13 protein-coding genes are annotated in these 17,144 nt (G+C 62.2%); 3 read left to right on the top strand and 10 right to left on the bottom strand.

Translation table 11 applies throughout. From position 1 onward, the window contains the following. Window positions 1–32 precede the first annotated feature (32 nt). The 3 genes from OS035_RS23795 to OS035_RS23805 all read right to left on the bottom strand — a co-directional run bounded on the left by OS035_RS23795 (window position 33) and on the right by OS035_RS23805 (window position 5,986). Window positions 33–944 carry an acetamidase/formamidase family protein gene (locus OS035_RS23795; RefSeq protein WP_097627967.1) on the bottom strand — a complete coding sequence of 304 codons (912 nt, stop codon included), beginning with the start codon at window positions 942–944 and terminating at the stop codon, window positions 33–35. 300 nt (window positions 945–1,244) lie between these two features. Beyond that, window positions 1,245–4,718 (bottom strand): ATP-binding protein, encoded by a 3,474-nt coding sequence (locus OS035_RS23800; protein ID WP_331814116.1) that lies wholly within the window; start codon window positions 4,716–4,718, stop codon window positions 1,245–1,247. Then, on the bottom strand, window positions 4,718–5,986 hold the full coding sequence (locus tag OS035_RS23805; protein WP_097627934.1) for a metallophosphoesterase family protein: 1,269 nt from the start codon (window positions 5,984–5,986) through the stop codon (window positions 4,718–4,720). Before OS035_RS23805 ends, OS035_RS23800 begins: the two co-directional genes overlap by 1 nt. Before the next feature lie 405 nt (window positions 5,987–6,391). Between OS035_RS23805 and OS035_RS23810 the strand changes: the two genes are divergently transcribed. Both OS035_RS23810 and OS035_RS23815 read left to right on the top strand, forming a co-directional pair. After that, window positions 6,392–7,096, top strand: a complete 705-nt coding sequence (locus OS035_RS23810; RefSeq protein WP_097627935.1) for a GntR family transcriptional regulator — start codon at window positions 6,392–6,394, stop codon at window positions 7,094–7,096. 112 nt (window positions 7,097–7,208) lie between these two features. Continuing rightward, window positions 7,209–8,177: a dihydrodipicolinate synthase family protein gene (locus OS035_RS23815; RefSeq protein WP_097627968.1), complete on the top strand. Its 969-nt coding sequence runs from the start codon at window positions 7,209–7,211 to the stop codon at window positions 8,175–8,177. A gap of 122 nt (window positions 8,178–8,299) precedes the next feature. Here OS035_RS23815 and OS035_RS23820 read toward each other — a convergent pair whose 3' ends face one another. The 7 genes from OS035_RS23820 to OS035_RS23850 all read right to left on the bottom strand — a co-directional run bounded on the left by OS035_RS23820 (window position 8,300) and on the right by OS035_RS23850 (window position 15,702). Further along, window positions 8,300–9,334: an Ldh family oxidoreductase gene (locus tag OS035_RS23820; RefSeq protein WP_097627936.1), complete on the bottom strand. Its 1,035-nt coding sequence runs from the start codon at window positions 9,332–9,334 to the stop codon at window positions 8,300–8,302. A 150-nt stretch (window positions 9,335–9,484) separates the two neighbouring features. Continuing rightward, window positions 9,485–10,414 (bottom strand): ribokinase, encoded by a 930-nt coding sequence (gene rbsK / locus OS035_RS23825; RefSeq protein ID WP_097627937.1) that lies wholly within the window; start codon window positions 10,412–10,414, stop codon window positions 9,485–9,487. Next, on the bottom strand, window positions 10,411–10,872 hold the full coding sequence (locus OS035_RS23830; RefSeq protein ID WP_097627938.1) for an RbsD/FucU family protein: 462 nt from the start codon (window positions 10,870–10,872) through the stop codon (window positions 10,411–10,413). The genes rbsK and OS035_RS23830 overlap by 4 nt, the downstream gene beginning before the upstream one ends. A gap of 39 nt (window positions 10,873–10,911) precedes the next feature. Further along, window positions 10,912–11,940 carry a LacI family DNA-binding transcriptional regulator gene (locus OS035_RS23835; RefSeq protein ID WP_097627939.1) on the bottom strand — a complete coding sequence of 343 codons (1,029 nt, stop codon included), beginning with the start codon at window positions 11,938–11,940 and terminating at the stop codon, window positions 10,912–10,914. Window positions 11,941–11,956: 16 nt separating this feature from the next. Continuing rightward, complete coding sequence (locus tag OS035_RS23840) at window positions 11,957–12,868, bottom strand: carbohydrate ABC transporter permease (protein ID WP_088936811.1); 912 nt, start codon at window positions 12,866–12,868, stop codon at window positions 11,957–11,959. Beyond that, on the bottom strand, window positions 12,868–13,986 hold the full coding sequence (locus OS035_RS23845) for a carbohydrate ABC transporter permease (RefSeq protein ID WP_183781280.1): 1,119 nt from the start codon (window positions 13,984–13,986) through the stop codon (window positions 12,868–12,870). The genes OS035_RS23840 and OS035_RS23845 overlap by 1 nt, the downstream gene beginning before the upstream one ends. A gap of 72 nt (window positions 13,987–14,058) precedes the next feature. Continuing rightward, on the bottom strand, window positions 14,059–15,702 hold the full coding sequence (locus OS035_RS23850; protein ID WP_183781283.1) for an extracellular solute-binding protein: 1,644 nt from the start codon (window positions 15,700–15,702) through the stop codon (window positions 14,059–14,061). Window positions 15,703–16,038: 336 nt separating this feature from the next. Between OS035_RS23850 and OS035_RS23855 the strand changes: the two genes are divergently transcribed. Beyond that, window positions 16,039–17,106 (top strand): ABC transporter ATP-binding protein, encoded by a 1,068-nt coding sequence (locus tag OS035_RS23855; protein ID WP_097627942.1) that lies wholly within the window; start codon window positions 16,039–16,041, stop codon window positions 17,104–17,106. Window positions 17,107–17,144 lie beyond the last annotated feature (38 nt).

A 17,144-nucleotide genomic window follows, 5' to 3' on the forward strand; every position in this document is an offset into this window, starting at 1 on the left:
CGGCCAATCATTGATCGCCAGCTGGCGATCGCCTATCGACGAACCAGCCATTTCTTGGCAACACGGCAGGCCATCGTATAGGCCGGATCGAAGACGTTGCCGACGTCGTAACGCACGACTTGGCCGAGCAGATGACTGGCTGCCGTTCTGTCCAGGCCATAATCCGACGCCAGCCAGGTCAGCATTTCGCTGGTGGCATGCTGGAGCGCCTGGTCGAGCGGTCGGGCGTTGCCGATGGTGAAGATGTCTTCGGCAGTTTCCCCGCGCGGCCAGACCAACCCGGCCTTTTTTTCCACCGTCAGGCGAACGGTGACTTCGAAGGTGGTCTCGATGCCGGTTCCGACAATCTCACCATCCCCCTGCACGGCATGGCAATCGCCGAGAAAGAACAAGGCGCCGGGAGCCGACACGGGAAAGCGAACCGTGGTGCCGGGACCGAACAGCCGATAATCCATGTTGCCGCCATATTCGCCGCTGGTCGCGGTCGATATCGCCTGGCCGAGGCTGGGCGCCACGCCGAAACAGCCAATCATCGGGGCGAGCGGCAGAACGAAATTTTCCAGGCCTGCGACCGGCTCGGAAAGCCGGACGGTCAAGGCCTCGCGGTCGATGGCCCAGATGGCGATATCGCGTGGCGGCAGGTCACGCACCGTCTCGGGATCGACCACACTGGCGGCGACGACGCTTCGGGTAAACCCCGTGTCTCTGGTCGGGATCATGCTGACGATCTCGACCTTCAGCGCATCCCCGGGCTCGGCGCCTTCCACGAAGATCGGGCCGTTCATCGGATTGCCGCCGGTTGCCTGCTTGACGCCATCCTTGTCATGTCCGGCGGCGTCGAGAGTCTCGGTCACGACGGTGTCGCCATCGGCGATGCGCAGGGCTGGCGGAAGGGAGCCGATGACATTGTGAAAGCTCGTCGGAATGAAGCGGTGAGTGGTCATGAGAATACAGCTCTCGCTCGTTTCGAATGCCATGAGGCCTGCGGCTGGACGCCGGGTAGACTAGACCAGAGATCGCCAGCAATGCCAATATCCGCAGCATCACTCGGGGTTTTCTTCGATCTCGATGATCGGTTCGGGTAGCCAAGGGCCGATATAGGTCTCGCGTCGCGCTTTAAGATCCCTCAGCCGATCGAGCGAAGCAACGGGTAGGACGGCTGCTGATGTCTGATCTCGCCTACATTCTCCGGACAGCAGATGTAAGTAAGCACCTATGCGGCGGGCGACATATCTTGCGGCCAATCATGGCAGTTGGTGGATGGTCACGTTCGGAACGACATCCCGTGCGATCTCGCAGAGATGCCAGTGATGCGTGAGGTAGATGACCTGTCCTACCTTTGCCATGTCGCCGAGTAGGCGGAAAACCTCTTCGGAGCGAGGATTGTCGAAGCTCTCCATAATATCGTCGGCGACGAAGGGCACGGGTCGGCGAAGCGCTGCGAATTCCTCATAACCCGCCAGCCGCAGCGCCAGGTAGAGCTGGAACTGCGTGCCCGTCGACATCGCGTCTGCAAGTTTCGAGCCGCCATCACGTGATACGCCGATCAGTATTTCCCTGTCCCGGTCGGGCTGCGTCGTCAGGCCGGAATAGTTGCCGCCGGTGATCAGGTGAAAGGCTTCCGATGCGCGGTTCATCATCGAGCTGCGATGTTTTTCGCGATAGATGTGCAGCGCCTGTTCGGCCGCGAGCGTGCCGGCGCGCAGCGTCAGATGCCGCACGGCCAGTTCCTCGATCTCGAGGAAGATGGTTCGGCGTTTGGCCTCGATACGGGCCACCGCGTCGTCCCCGCCGACGGCCTCGAGCTTCTGCCATGCCAGCGACACGTCGGAATAGAGAAGCTTCGCCCGTTCGGTGAGATCTTCGATCCGGGCGGCAAGCTCCATTGCATCGCGCTCGACGGCATCGGAGTCGACATCGGCAAGGCGCCGTTCGGCCTCGGAAAAACTCGTCGCGCGCAATGCTTCGGTGATCTGACCGCGCAAGGTGGCAGCCCGCTGCTCCAGCCGGTCGCGCTCTCGGGCCTGGCTCAGGAATGCGTCGACTGAGGCAAGCGAGTCCGTGCCGAAATAGCTGGTCAATTCGTTCCTGCGGGCATTGTGAACGGCCAGTTCTTCCTCCAACGCCCGTTGTTTCTCCAAGTGTTTTTCGAGATCCGCCTGCCGGTCTGCCCGAAGTTGCGCTGCATGCCGCGCCGCCTCGTGGCGTTCGACGAGCGCATTGGCGGAGGCGAGCGTATCCGCCGCCAACCGGCTGAGGCCGCAGTCTGCGAAAAGACCGGCAATATCCCCGCGGAATTGCTCCTGGTCGCGTTCCATCGCGGCAACGCGGCTGGCGAGGTCATCCCGTTCCTTCAGGATGGCGGGCAGTGTGCCAAGCGCGTTCAGCATGGCGCGGACGGCGGCTATCGAGCCGGCCTTGTCGGCAAACCAGCTTCGTGACAGCGCGCCCGCCCATTCCCGATCCCAGGCCGCTATAGTGGCTTCCGCCTCCTGCCGGTCGCGCTCCCGTTCCCTGAGATCGTGGCTGAGATCGTCGATGGCCTTCTCATGCGCCTGCCGCGCCGCCCACTCGGCTTTGCCGGCGGCAAGCATCTCATTTGCTGTCTGCATCAGCTCGGTGACCGGCAGATGGTTTGCGTCACCAAGACCAGCATCCGCAAGACTGGCCGAAAGCGTCGCGGTATGCCCGTCCAGTTCGCCGCGAAGCGCGTCCACCGTCTCTTCGGCTCGCTGGAGATCGCCCCAGGCGGCCAGCGCCGCGGCCCGCTTGGTGCTCCAGGTCTCGAGTGTCGCAATAAGCGCTGAAGCTTCGGCGTCATATTCGATGGTGCCAGGCAGCAGACCACGTATGCGTTCGGCAAGCGCCTCATGTTCGGCGCGCGCCTCGGCGAGCAGTTCCCGTTGCCGTTCGATCGCCGCTGCCGTTGCCGCTTCCGTCTGGCGGAGCTGGCGCAGCTCCGCCAGCTCCTGCGCCCGCGACAGCCGGCCGGCGGACACCACGTCGTCCTTCCGCATCCGCTCCTCGAATGCCCGGGCAGTGGCGGCATTCAGGCTGGTGAGATGGACCTGCCAGGCGGCATCGCGTTCGTCGCGCAGCCTCACGGCCTCGGCATCGTCTATCGAACCGCCGGCGACGAAGGCGGCGATCCGGGCTCTGGTCAGCGCCTGTTCGGTGCCGAGATCGCGCCGTCGCGCCTCGTGATCCCCGATCCGCTTGTCGATAGCGGTCGCCTGGCCACGCCAGGTTTCGATCTGCCGAGGCTCCGCCGCGCTCGTCAATTGCAAGGCCGCGGCGTCGCCGGTCCAGGGCGCGAGCTGGGCAAACTGGCTTGCCTGCATTCGCTTCGCCTGGACAAGGGAACGTTCTTCCATGGTGAGCCGCACTGCGAGATCGGACCCGGTTAGCCGGCTGAGAGCGGCCTCGATGCGGCCAAGCCGCGCCGGATCGAGCACCGCGGCTCCGTTATGCGAGCCGTCTTCCTTGCTCAGCCTTTCGAGATTTTCGCGCGCCCGCACCAGCTCGCGCCCCGCGGCAGCCAGTTTCGCCTCGACGCCGGAACGCCGTTCGATGAGGTCGCGGATGGTGCCGATCAGCGAGGCGGGCAGCAGCAGTGCCTCGGGCGTCGCATTGCCCGGCTGCTCGAGATCGGCAAGCAGCCGTACCAGCACACCTTCCTGTTCGGCCAGCGCCAGCCGGCGTTTCGGCAGGTCGCTCTCAGCCGCGAGATAACGCGCCCGGCCCTGATCCAGCAGGTCCATATGGGCGGCGACCGCCAGCGCCTTGTCGTCGATCGCGATCGCCTCGATCTCGTCGGCAAGCTGGCGCAGCGTGCGGTCAACGGTTTCGACAAGCGCCTGCAGCCGCGTCTCATCGCGGGATAGCTGCGGCAGCAGCGCGAACCATTCGGATGGCGGCCGCGGCAGATCGCCCATGCCGGCTGCATCGGTGTCCAGCCGCCTGAGCTCTAGCGCCGCGGGCAGGGCACCGAGAAGGCGTGTGAGTTCCTGATGCCGGGCCTTGGCCTCGGCCAGTTCCCGCGTGGTCCCGGCATAGGCGGCCTCGGCCTGCTCGTGGGTCGATTTCAGGGCAGAATAGGTGGAGGCAAGCGTGTCGATGGCGTTGCGCTCGGCCTTCAGCGCTTCGAGCGCGCGTTTAAGTTCGGCGAGCTTCGTGCTGGACGACCGCCTCTTGTAGATCCCATTGGCTTCGTCGGCGGCCGTTACCAGCGAACGGCTGAGGCCTGCGAGGCCGGAGCTTGCCGAGAACAGCAACTCGCCGAGCTCGCCCTTGCTTTGAATGATGGCATTGCCGCCGTCCTTGAGCGACTGGTCGTCGAGCGAGAACATGGTACGGTAGGCCTCGCGGCCGATGCCGCCGAGCGCGCCGGCGAGCAGCGCCTCGTTCACGGCTTGCCCCCGATCGTCTACGAGGCTGCCGGTCCGAAGCTTGAGCCGCGCCAGCTCGTATTCCGCATCATCGAATTCCAGCCGCGCGCCAACCTTCATCGTGTTGTAAGGATGCAGGAAATTGTAGGTGCTGCGCTCGCCTATGCCGTAAAGCAGATCGAGATAGGCGGCAAAGGTGGTCGACTTGCCCGCTTCGTTGAGGCCGTAGACGATGTGCAGGTCGGGCGAGCCCGGAAGGGCCGGACCGAAATCGATCGAGTGGTCGGTGAATTTGCCATAGCGGGTGAGGTCGAGGCGGCGCAGGCGCATCAGCTTTCTCCCCGGTCCGCGGCCTTCATTCGGGCGGCGATGTCGTCGGCGCCGTTGGCGAGAATGTTGTCGATGAAGCATTCGAAGCCCGCCTCGTCATGGCCGGCGAATACTCGGCTCTCGGCCGGCAGGTCGGCGAGCAGGTCCCGAACCATCTCCCTGATATCGTCGCGAAACCCGCTACGGGAGATGACCTCGTCCCGCATCAGCGCAGCCAGCCCCACGATGGGATCGGCAGCGGAGGCGTCTGCAAGGGTCGAGGGCGCTTCGAAGGCGAGCTCCAGCTTCTCGATCCAGGTCCGGCCGATCAGATCGCCGCGCTGCTCGGCTTCCGCCTGCATGAGGTCGACATCGCGGCGAAGCTGCCAGGAGAGCGGCGTGCGGCCGGAAAGCCTGAGGCGGGCGACGAGATGCGGCGAGGCCGTGCGGTCGCGTTGTGCCGTCAGTGCCGCTTCGACCGCCATGGCCGCATCGCGCCAATCATCGACACCCGTGAGGTCGACATCGACGCGCTCGAACTGCGCGACGCTGGTGCGCCGCTCCTCGACCGTCACGGTCCGGTCGTCCGCCACGGTCACCAGCGATACGGTCTTGACGCCCGACTCATTGATGTCGCGGCCCTGCGGCATGCCGGGCATGATGATCGTCGCCGCGCCGGGATGCTGGCTGCGCTGGTGGAGATGGCCGAGCGCCCAGTAGTCGAACCCCGAGGCGTGAAGGTCGAGCACGTTGCAGGGCGCATAGACGTCATGGCCGGCCGATCCGGCGAGGCTCGTGTGCATAATACCGATGTTAACCGCACCCGCCACCGCCGGCTTGAATTTCGGCAGAAGGGGGTCCGGCGCGTGCGGCTTGGCGAAGCTCATGCCGTGGATCGCAACGGACAGGCTGCCTTTCGTCACCTCCACGATCTCGGCATGGCCGCCGAAGATCTTCACCGTATCGGGCATTACCAGTTCCCTGGCGATCTTCGACATTGCATCGTGATTGCCGCGAATCTTGAAGACATGAATCCCCGCTCGGTGCAGCCGTTCCAGCTGGCTTGCCAGGAAGCGCGCCGTCTTCATCGACGTCTGCTCGCCGTCATAGAGATCGCCGGCGATGACGAGCGCATCGACCTGTTCCTCAAGGCACAGGTCAACGATCGCCACCAGCGCCTGCCGGCTGGCGTCGCTCACGAGATCGGCCAGATCGGCGTTGCGAAGCGCCAGCGACCGCAGGGGAGAATCGAGATGGAGATCGGCCGTGTGGACGAAACGATAAGCCATGAATGCAGAATCGTGTTGCGATAAGATCGTGTAACAGGTGCGGGCTGACCGATAATCGTGCGGTCGTTGTCACCTGGCCGTAAGCAATAGAATATGGAGCACGCGTCCAAGGGGCGCGAGCGAAATGGGCTCTTCAAACCGGCCCATCCACAATCAATGTTGCGGGCAGCGCCGATACCGCAGCCGATGGCCCTGCTGTCTCAGCCGATTGGCGACCAACATGGAGAGGCATGGCAGGCAAAAGCTCCTGTTCCATAACAGAACTTATGCAATTTTGTTATGTTATAACATTGTAAATTAAGCTTATCGCACGCTTATCGAAGGTCGCCCTTTCCCTGGCATCTCCCCGCGGTTTGCTGCAGCTTGAAACCCATTGTATTTGTCGTGTCGACAAGAGGAGTTTTTATGCGCGACATCGACCCCGGTTCTCATCCCGAACGCAAACGCGGCTCCGGCGTGAAAATGGTCTACGACCTGCTGCGCGATGAGATACTCGACCTCAAGCTCGCCCCCGGCAGCCCGATCGACGAAGTGCAGTTGGCGGAGCGGTTCAAGATGTCGCGGACACCGATCCGCGAAGCGCTGGTGCGCCTCGCCGGTGACGGGTTGATAGAAACGCTGCCGAACCGCTCGACCATGGTGTCGAACATCGACTTTCTCAATCTCAGCACCTTCTTCGACGCCCTCGTCCTCATGTACCGGGTGACGACGCGCCTTGCGGCACAGAACCATCGCCCCGAGGACCTGCCCTCTATCCGTCGCTTCCACGAGGACTATTCGGCGGCAATCGAAGCGCGCGACACGCTGGCGATGATCGCGACCAACGCCGCCTTCCACGCCGCCATCGCCGAGGCCGGGCGCAACCCCTATTTCACCGGCCTTTTTCGCCGGCTGCTCGATGAAGGCCGGCGGATTCTCCGGCTTTATTACCAGTCCTACGATGAACTTTTCCCCCGGCAGTTCGTCGATGAACATGCTGAGATCATTGCCGCGATCGAGGCACGCGATGTCGAGGAGGCCGATCGCCTGGGCAAGGTTCACGCCGAACAGATCGTCGCCCAGGTGCAGAAGCTTTTCAGCCGCAACGGCAAGCTCGACATAGCACTATAACAGATCTTGTATTTTTCTTGTCGACAAAAAGAACACAGGATGTTATTTCCATCCGTGAACAGGTCGGCGACCTTTGCCGATCAAGCCTCGCCCAGCGCTGAAGGAGATCGACATGAAGGCCACAATTTTTTCCGGCGTCATTCCCGCCCTGATGACGCCCTGCACGGACGACCGCACGCCAGACTTCGACGCACTGGTGCGCAAGGGCAAGGAATTGATCGAAAAAGGCATGTCCGCCGTCGTCTATTGCGGCTCGATGGGTGACTGGCCGCTGCTGACGGATGGGCAGCGCATGCAGGGCGTGGAGCGTCTGGTGCAGGCTGGCATTCCGGTCATCGTCGGCACCGGCGCCGTCAACACCGCCTCTGCCGTCGCGCACGCCGCGCACGCCCAAAAGGTCGGTGCCCAGGGCCTTATGGTGATCCCACGCGTCCTGTCGCGCGGCACAGTCGTTGCCGCCCAGAAGAACCACTTCAAGGCGATCCTTTCGGCTGCCTCGAACCTGCCGGCCGTCATCTACAACAGCCCCTATTACGGCTTTGCCACCCGCGCCGATCTGTTCTTCGCGCTGCGCCAGGAACACAAGAACCTCGTCGGCTTCAAGGAATTCGGCGGCGCGGCCGACATGCGCTACGCGGCCGAAAACATCACCAGCCGCGACGATGACGTCTCGCTGATGATCGGCGTCGACACCTGCGTCTTCCACGGCTTTGTCAACTGCGGCGCCGTCGGCGCGATCACCGGCATCGGCTGCGTGTTGCCGAAGGAAGTCATCCACATGTGCAACCTCGCACAGGGCGCGGCCGCCGGCGATCCGGATGCCCGCCAGCGCGCCCTGGAACTGGAATCGGCGCTTGCCGTTCTCTCCTCCTTCGACGAGGGCCCGGACCTAGTTCTCTACTTCAAGCACATGATGGTGCTGAAGGGCGACAAGGAATACACGCTGCACTTCAACGAGACGGATGTGCTCTCCGAGAGCCAGCGCGGCTATGTCGAAGCCCAGTTGAAGCTGTTTGACACCTGGTACGCCGAGTGGAGCAAGCTGCCGGGCGCCGTGCAGACATATAAAGCCTCTGCATAATCCATCGGTTTGAGTTGACGGCCCTCCTCTCTGAACTGATCCCCGACGGTTGATGTCCAACTTTCGGGTTCAGTTCATTCGGAGGGCTTGTCATTTGTAAACCAGCGAGAAAGATGCAGTCGTCACGAGAACGCGTCGAGACTTTTGTCGAAAAGGCGATCAAGCAGTTCCAACTCGACTGCCGTCAGTACGATACCTTCCATCTCGGACTTCCGGCGGGCGGCAAAGCGGCGTTGCGACGGCAGGCGGGCGCCGCTGCCGACGATCGCTTCGAAGAGCAGCTCGGCACGGGCGAAGGGATCGCCGGGGCGGCCGGCGGCAAAGGCTTGCGGCGACATCGCAATGATGAGTTCGCCATGGAACGGGGCGAGTGTCGTCGTGCCGAGATAGTCGAGCACCTCAGGGCTGGTGAGGTCGCCGATCATGATACCGGCGAGAAGTTCGATCATCGTGCCGATGGCCGATCCCTTGTGTCCGCCGAAGGGCAGCATGGCGCCTGCAAGGGCGGCTTCCGGATCGGTCGTCGGATTACCGTCGGCATCGATCGCCCAGCCCTCGGGAAGCTGCTTGCCGGCGCGGCGGTGCAACTCGATTTCTCCTCGGGCAGCGACGGAGGTCGCAAAGTCGAAGACGTAGGGCGAAGTGTCGTTGCGCGGCCAGCCGAAGGCGAAGGGGTTTGTACCGAGCAGCGGCTTGTTGCCGCCGGCAGGCGCGACGGTCGCATAGCTCGGGCACATAACGAGGCCCGCAAGACCCTCTTTGGTCACCGCCTCCACCTCCGGCCAGAGCGCTGAGAAGTGGCTGCAATCGTTGATGACGAGGGCGGCAATGCCGAGCCTGCGGGTGCGTTCGGCCAGCGCCGGCAGACCGAGTTCGAAGGCCGCATTGGCAAAGCCGCCTTTTGCATTGACCTTGACGATGGCGGAACCTTCGTTGAGATCCAGTTCCGGCACGGCGTCCGGCTTCACCTTGCCTGATTTGACTGTGCGCAGCGCGCCCTCGATACGGTAGATGCCGTGCGATTTGCAGGCGTCGCGCTCACCGGCAACGATGACGCGGGCAAGCGCACCGGCCTGCAAGGTGTTGAGGCCGGCCTTGCGGAAGATGGCTTCAATACGGCTATGCAAGTCGACAATCGTCAAGGTGGTCATCGTCATGCTGCGCTTCTCCTCGGCCGACTTTACGGGGCCCTTTCTGCATACATAAAGTATGCAGGATTTCAACTTCTGCAGTTCACCGATTGGCAAATTTCGCAGGCAACTCTGGTTTTTCGCCGCCGACCATCAAGCGCACCTTGCGGTGTTCAATCATGAGGAGGCCATCAAGGCGTTGATCTCGGCGCGCGACGGCATGGCGGGGGCGGTGCCCGGCCGGGTTACGGCGATTGCAGCGGTCGCAGAGCCGAAACGGACGGCCTCGATCGGTGTTTGTCCTTCGGAAATCGCCGTCGCGAAACCGCCGAGAAAGGCGTCCCCCGCCCCGGTGGTGTCGATGACATTTCCTGCCGAGAATGCAGGGACGAATTGGCTCTGATCAACGGTGTGATAATACGCGCCGCGTCCGCCAAGGGTGATGACCGCCGCCCGCGCTCCTCGATCCAGCAGGGTGCGGCCCGCCGCACGGACCTGCTCATCGGTTGTGATTGCATGCCCCACCAATTCGGCGGCTTCCACCTCATTGGGTACGATGAAATCGCACAGGCCGTAGATCTCATCCGGGATGGCGCGCGCCGGCGCGGGGTTGAAGACCGTCGTGACCCCTGCCCTTTTCGCCATCGAGAGACCGTGCAAGGCGGCCTCGAGCGGCTGTTCGAGCTGCGTCATGAAAATCTGAGCGCTTTCGATCGCCGCCCGGTTCGCATCGACATCTTCGATGCCGATAAGGCCCGCGGCGCCCGGCACGACAATGATGGCATTGTCGCCGCTCACTTCGTCGACGAAGATGAAGGCAGCACCACTGGAAACGCCGTCCATTTTCATCACATTGGCTTTGACACCCGCCGCCGCATAGGCCGCAAGAGCCATCTCGCCGAACGGGTCGTTGCCTACCCGTGAAATGAAGGTCACCTTGCCGCCGGCCTTTGCCGCGGCGATCGCCTGGTTGGAACCCTTGCCTCCCGGCCCGAGCGTGAAACCCGATCCCATCAACGTCTCGGCAATATGGGGCAGGCGTTTTGCTTTATAGGCGGTGTCGGCTGCAAAAATGCCGAGGATGACAATCCCGCTTTTCTTGCTCATCTCAGAGCCTCATCCGCCGGAATGACGCCCTTGGTCAGAAGGAAGCATCCGTAGAAGCGCAATTCCCCCGTTGCGATGACGCAATAGGCCTTTTTGGCGATTTCGTAGAAGGCCATGCGTTCGACGGGATACATCGGCGATGGCTTGCCCTCGGCACGATCGACGATCGCCTGGACTTCCTGCTGAATCGGGGGAATTTCATCCGGCTTGCCGATCACTTCCATGCGACCCACCGATGGCTGGATCGGCGTGTCCAGCGGCAAGACCGAAAGGATCGCATCGATTGCCTGCGGCGCGGGAATGTTTTCCATGGTCAGCAGCGTCCCCAGGCGAGTCTGCCGGGCAATCGAATCCGACGGAAAATTCATGTCTGAGATGACGAGATAGTCGCCGTGTCCCATATTGCAAAGTGCTTGAAGAATGTCGCCGTTGAGTTCGGCCCGAATTCCCTTGAGCATCGATCTTCCATCCTTTCGTTGCCGGAGCACCGGCCTGCTTCAATTCGTATGGCCGGCGCTTTCCGCCTTGGACTGCGGGCTTGGGCCGCTCGAACCGCGCACGATCAGCGATCCGTCGACCATTTCGTCCTCCGCGACCGGCGGTTCCGCCAAGAGAAGGCCGACCGCACGCCGGGCCAGCATGTCGGCCGGCTGGCGTATGGTCGTCAGCCTGGGAACGACAAGATTGGCGAGCGATATATCGTCAAACCCTGTCACCGACAGTTTGCGCGGCACGTCGATCTTCAGGTCGCGCGCTGTGCGCAGCGCGCCGATGGCCTGCTGATCGCTGGCAGCCGCAATCGCCGTCGGCCGGTCCTGTGGCGGGCGCGAAAGCAGGTCACGGGCAATTCTTTCCCCGGACTCGTAGTCGAACCTGCCATAGGCAATTTCCAGTTCAACGGGTTCGCCGGTCTTGCCGAACTCCTCCAAGCGGCCGACGAAGCCTTCCTTGCGCATGCGCCCCGCCTCGGTATCGGCCGGTCCGGCAATATAGGCGATGCGTCGGTGCCCCAGTCCGTAGAGATGGTCGGCAATCAGCGCGGCTGCCTGCGCATGGTTGGTCGACACCAGAGGAAATGTGCCGAAGCGCCGGTCCAGCGAGATGATCGGCACCGATGCCGGCAGCTGGAGGCCCGAACCGTCGCTCGAAGCCACGACGATGATGCCGCGCACCGACCGATGGAGGAAGGCTGAAACGTGGCTCTGCTCCGCCTCGCGGTCGTCATGCGAGCTTGCCAGCATAAGGCTATGCGCACGCTCCAGCGCCGCACGCTCGACGCTTGCCGCAAGTTGGGCGAAGAACGGATTGGTGATGTCGGGAACGATGAGGCCGATGACGTCGGTTCTGCTGGTGCGCAGCGCTCTCGCGGTGACGTTCGGGCGGTAACCGAGCGCTGAAATAGCGTCGTTGACCTTTTCCCGCAGCATGGGTTTGACCGCGGTTTCGCCCGACAGCACACGCGAAACGGTGCCGACAGAGACGCCTGCATATTCGGCAACATCCTTGACTGTCGGCATCTTTGACATTTTTGACATCCCGCAGCTACTTGACGGCGCCCGCGGTCATCCCGGCGATGATGTGCTTTTCCAGGACGACGCCGACGACGACAAGCGGCAGGATGCCGGCGGTGGAAAGGGCAGCCATCGACCACCAGTTGATGCCCTGGCTGCCTGTCTGGCTGGCAATCATCACCGGCAGCGTGTTGGTATTGGTGGAGGTCAGCAGTGCGGCGAAGAAATATTCGTTCCAGCACAGGATCAGCGCCAACAGGAAGGCGGCCACCATGCCCGGCAGAACGAGCGGCACGATGATGCGGGCAAAGGCGCCCCAGATCGACAGGCCATCGACCAGGGCTGCCTCCTCGAGTTCTACCGGGATCGTGGCGAACTGGTCGCGCATGATCCAGACGACGATCGGCAGCACCATCAGCGTATAGACGGCGATCATGCCGGCATAAGTGTCGAGCAGCGCCAGCTCCTTATAGAGAACCAGGAACGGCAGGGCGAGGACGACCGGCGGCATGATCAGCTGCGACAGGAAGAAAAAGGAAATGTCGGAATTGCGCATATGGCCGAACTTGTAGGAAAAGCGGCTGAGGCCGTAGGCGGCCAGCGATCCGAGCACGACCGCAAGCGCGGATGCGGTCACGGAGATGATGACGCTGTTCCAGAGCCGGCGCATAAATTCATCGCGCACCGTCGATACCTGGGAGATCGTATCGGGAGAGAGCCCGAGCGAGCGCCAGCCGAGCCAATTGGGCGTAAAATTGAACCAGGGGACCAGATTGCCGCGCATGACATCGGCAGCCGTTTTGAACGAGGTCGAAACCGTCCAGAACAGCGGGAAGATGCAGACACACGCCCAGGTGACGAGCAGCCCGTAGACGGCCAGGCGCATCGCCCACCAGCGAATGCGCTGAGCTCGCCCGTATTTTTCGAAATCGATGCGAACCATCAGAGCCTTCCTGTCATCCGCTTCACGATACGGTCTGCGATCTTCATCAGCATTGTCATCCCGAAGACGATGATCACCAGATAGACGAGCGCGAGCAAGGTACCGTACCCGACATTCGACCGGTCGCGGTATTCACGATAGATGAAACTGGTAACGGAGTCGGTCGCGCCGCCCGGGCCTCCCGACGTCACCGTGATGATGATGTCGGCGAGCTTGAGCTTGAAGATCACGCGGATCATCACCGCCGTCACCGAAACCGGCAGCATGAGCGGGAAAGTGACCTTCCAGAAGCGCTGCCATTTGGTAGCCCCATCGACTTCGGCCGCCTCCAGCACCTCCCTGGACAAGCCCTGCAATCCGGCAAGCAGCATGATCATCATGAAGGGAATGAAGGTCCAGGCATCCATGATCATGATCGACAGCTTCGCCGTCAGCGGATCGCCGAAGAAGGACGGGTTTTCCCAGCCGAGCCAGCGGGCGAAGCGCGCGATCGGGCCGAAACGGGTCTCCAGCATCGATTTGCCGACCATCCAGCTCACCGCGACCGGCGACAGCATCAAAGGGATGAGGAAGGTGACCCGCCAGAATTTTCGGGCGATAATTTCCTGGTTGAGGAGCAGCGCCAACCCGAACGCGATTGCATATTCGACCACGATCGCCAGGCAGTAAAGGACCATGTTCAGCAGGGCATTAGCATAGAACGGATCGGCGATCATCCGGCGCACATTGTCGAGCCCATTGAAGCGCCGACCGGTCGAGGAGGCGAGGTTCCAGTCGGAAAAGCCGATCCAGAGCGCGAAGAGCAGCGGGAAGACCACCATCGACACGACGAAAAGCGCGGCAGGCAGAACAAAAAGCGCCTTCTTGCCCGGCTCGCCGTAGATGACGACGCGCGTGACGCAAAGAACGGCGGCCCAGAGAAAATAGGCATAAAGAACCGGCCGCCAGTTCGCAAAACCCCAATCGGTCCAGCCGAGTTCATGCGCCCCCTGCAAGACAAAGGATGTTATGAACCATATGGCGCTCAGCCATAGAGCCGTGCGGCCCCAGAAACGACGGCTCGCGGAAATGGAGCCGGCTTCGACCGTGTGGAGCAGGTCGCCTTCGACTGTCGACATGATTTTCCTCGCCCGGACAGAATGGGCGCCGGCGAACCGCTTCCGGTCCGCCGGCGTATTGGTGTCAAACGATCAGAGCCCGAGGCTCGCCCGATAGAGTTTCAGCTGGCTGTCGCGGCCGATCTGGTCGGTGATCTTTTCCCAGGCGGCCGCAATCGCATCCGCGGTCTCCTGCGCCGACTTGTACTGTCCGGCAAAGCCCTTAGCCAATTCGTCCTCGGCGACGGAATAATATTGGAAGATACCGGGAATGCGCGGTTCGATGGCGGCGTTCGGGTGGTTGTAGCTGTCCGCGTTCGAACCCAGGTAGTCCTCGATATAGGCGCGGTCGTAACCTGCCTTTTCCCATTCGTCGTAGTTGAAGTTGGACTGGCGGTAAGGCTGGAAACCGGAGGGATAGGCCGACGTCCACAAGGACAGATCCTTGCCGCCAAGATGGGCGGCGGCGGACCAGGCCGCCTTTCGCTTCTTCTCGTCGCCGGAGACCTGCTTGGTGACATAGATGCCCCAGCCGAGATAGGCCATATTGGGCGCTTCGTTATACTTGTCTTCCCACTGCCCGGTCTTACGGTTGTAAACCCGGTTGGAGCCGCGGTTGATGCCGAAGCCGACCACATCGCCGACGACCGACGAGTCCGAAGTGCGCGCGCCGGACCCGACGTCGCCCCACCACATCAGCATGGCGCCGGTGCCCGCCAGGAACTGCGAGAAGGCCGTGGTGCCGGGGTCGGCATTGATCTGATCGGCCGGATAGGCCTTGGCCGCGATCAGATCCAGGACGTCCTGGATCGCCTGGACCCATGCGGGGTTATTGACCAGCGGCTTCATGTTTTCGGGATCGAACAGCCAGGCCGGATCGCCGGGATATTTGGCATAGGCCGTCGCGCGGTTCTCGATGAAATAGAAGCCGAAACCACCCCAGCCCTTCAGCGGGTCGAGATAGCCATAGGCCGGCTGGCCGGTCAGAGGATCGGTCTTGCCGATCAGCGCCTTGGAGGCCGCGTTGACCTCCTGCCAGGTCTTCGGCGGCTCGGCCATCCCGCTGATGGAGCCCTCTCCGAAGTAATCCTTGCGATAGGCGAAGGTGTGGCAGTCGCCGTCGATCGTGACGCGATAGGTCTTGCCGCCCCAGGTGCCGACCGGCGGCTTCAGGTAACTCACCAGGTCGTCGGCCTCGATCTGCTTTGCAGCCCAGTCCGGCATCTCGTCCAGCAGTCCGCGTCCGGCAGTATCGCCTTCGAACGGAGCGCCCATTTCCAGAATGTCGAAATCGACCGTGCCGGTCGCGATCGACTGCTGAAGGCGGGCATTGTAGTCGGCTTGCGCAAGGTCGATCCAGTTGATCTTGGCGCCGGTATAAGCCTCCCAGGGCTTCAGGAAGCCGCGGAACAGGAAGTTGTGCAGGTTTTGATTGTTGAGCCCCATGAAGGTCAGCTCGACACCGGCAAATTCGCCCTGCTTGACGTTGGCCTTGGTCGGACCGAGGCAGAGTTCGCCGACCTTCTGCCAGTCCGCATCCGTCGGCGAGCCCTTGCCGACGCCCGGGATCTGCAGGATCTGGGCGCGCAGATCGTCGGCGGCGGCAATCGCCATGCCGGGAATTCCGCCCATCGCGCCCGATAGACCGAGCAGAGCCGCAGCACTCGCAGTTCCGCGCAGGACGTCGCGGCGACTTGCCTGACGGCGCATCAATGCATCGTATATTTCGACTTTCATACTTTCCTCCTCCACGTTTTTGCGCTGCCGCCAGCCCGTCTTTCCGGATTGGCTCCGGTCCGATTTTCGCACTGGTCTCGTGCAGAACTATCTGGTAAACAAAAAAATGAAACGTTTCATATTGATGTTCGAAACCGCTCCTCTCGGCCTCGCCAGCGAGAATTAGACGGCAAGCGGCAAAAGTCAACATGAAATGAAACGTTTCATGGAGGAGGTCTGACAGCATGTACGAGCAGCGGCAGGGTGCGTTTCGCCAAGCCTCATGCCTTGGATTTTGTCGAGAGATGCATATCTCCCGGAACCGCCGGGGGAGCTGGAAAGCGAGTGGGGAGGCACATGGCTGAGGTCAATATTTCGGAGGCGCGCAAGGCCTATGGCGCCGTAAATATCCTGCATGGCGTTGATATCGACATTCGCGACGGCGAATTTGTGGTGCTCGTCGGCCCGTCCGGTTGCGGCAAATCGACATTGCTGCGCATGGTCGCGGGGCTCGAAAGCATCACCGGCGGCACCATCTCGATCGGCGGAAAGGTCGTCAACAATCTGCCGCCGAAGGATCGCGACATCGCCATGGTCTTTCAGAGCTATGCGCTCTATCCGCACAAAACCGTTGCCGAAAACATGGTCTTTGCGCTCCGTCTGCAGAAACAGCCTGCCGATATCATCAAGCAGCGGCTGCAGGCGGCGGCCGAAACGCTTGACCTCGTGCCCTATCTCGACCGCTATCCGCGCCAGCTTTCGGGCGGCCAGCGCCAGCGCGTGGCGATGGGACGCGCCATTGTCCGGTCACCGCAGGTTTTCCTGTTCGACGAGCCCTTGTCGAACCTCGACGCCAAGCTGCGCGTGCAGATGCGCAAGGAGATCAAGGAACTGCACCAGCGATTGAGAACCACGACGATCTATGTCACCCACGATCAGGTCGAAGCGATGACCATGGCCGACAAGATCGTGGTCATGCAGGGCGGCAAGGTCGAACAGATTGGCACGCCGCTGGAACTCTACGATCGTCCCCGCAATACATTCGTTGCGGCCTTTATCGGCTCACCGTCGATGAATCTGCTGAAAGGCCGCTACAAGGCCGATGGTGCGATCTTCGTCACCGAGACCGGCGACGAGATCGCGCTCGGTTTTAACCCGCAGGCGTCCGAAGGGCAGGCCGTGCTTCTCGGCGTGCGGCCCGAGCACCTGTCGCTCAGCCCAAGCGGCCTCGACACGACCGTCAGCGTCACCGAACCTACCGGCCATGAGACGATGGTTTTCCTGCGCTACGGGACCGGCGAGCTTGTCGCGGTGCTGTCCGACCGTCACGAGTTTAAACCGGGGCAGGTCGCGACGATCGCTGCTCGGCCAGGAAAGCTTCATCTTTTCGATGCGGCATCCGGCAAGACATTACGACCGGATTGAGCGGTATCGCTTCAAAAGCCGCCGAGATAGGTTCAAAG

Origin of the sequence: Rhizobium sp. 268 (genome assembly GCF_036571585.1) — a bacterium.
GTDB classification, from domain to species: domain Bacteria; phylum Pseudomonadota; class Alphaproteobacteria; order Rhizobiales; family Rhizobiaceae; genus Rhizobium; species Rhizobium redzepovicii.

Bases quoted from the DNA above. Each gene is read 5' to 3' on its own strand.
- OS035_RS23795 (WP_097627967.1), bottom strand. From the start codon at position 944: ATGACCACTCACCGCTTCATTCCGACGAGCTTTCACAATGTCATCGGC.
- OS035_RS23800 (WP_331814116.1), bottom strand. From the start codon at position 4,718: ATGCGCCTGCGCCGCCTCGACCTCACCCGCTATGGCAAATTCACCGAC.
- OS035_RS23805 (WP_097627934.1), bottom strand. From the start codon at position 5,986: ATGGCTTATCGTTTCGTCCACACGGCCGATCTCCATCTCGATTCTCCC.
- OS035_RS23810 (WP_097627935.1), top strand. From the start codon at position 6,392: ATGCGCGACATCGACCCCGGTTCTCATCCCGAACGCAAACGCGGCTCC.
- OS035_RS23815 (WP_097627968.1), top strand. From the start codon at position 7,209: ATGAAGGCCACAATTTTTTCCGGCGTCATTCCCGCCCTGATGACGCCC.
- OS035_RS23820 (WP_097627936.1), bottom strand. From the start codon at position 9,334: ATGACGATGACCACCTTGACGATTGTCGACTTGCATAGCCGTATTGAA.
- rbsK (WP_097627937.1), bottom strand. From the start codon at position 10,414: ATGAGCAAGAAAAGCGGGATTGTCATCCTCGGCATTTTTGCAGCCGAC.
- OS035_RS23830 (WP_097627938.1), bottom strand. From the start codon at position 10,872: ATGCTCAAGGGAATTCGGGCCGAACTCAACGGCGACATTCTTCAAGCA.
- OS035_RS23835 (WP_097627939.1), bottom strand. From the start codon at position 11,940: ATGTCAAAGATGCCGACAGTCAAGGATGTTGCCGAATATGCAGGCGTC.
- OS035_RS23840 (WP_088936811.1), bottom strand. From the start codon at position 12,868: ATGGTTCGCATCGATTTCGAAAAATACGGGCGAGCTCAGCGCATTCGC.
- OS035_RS23845 (WP_183781280.1), bottom strand. From the start codon at position 13,986: ATGTCGACAGTCGAAGGCGACCTGCTCCACACGGTCGAAGCCGGCTCC.
- OS035_RS23850 (WP_183781283.1), bottom strand. From the start codon at position 15,702: ATGAAAGTCGAAATATACGATGCATTGATGCGCCGTCAGGCAAGTCGC.
- OS035_RS23855 (WP_097627942.1), top strand. From the start codon at position 16,039: ATGGCTGAGGTCAATATTTCGGAGGCGCGCAAGGCCTATGGCGCCGTA.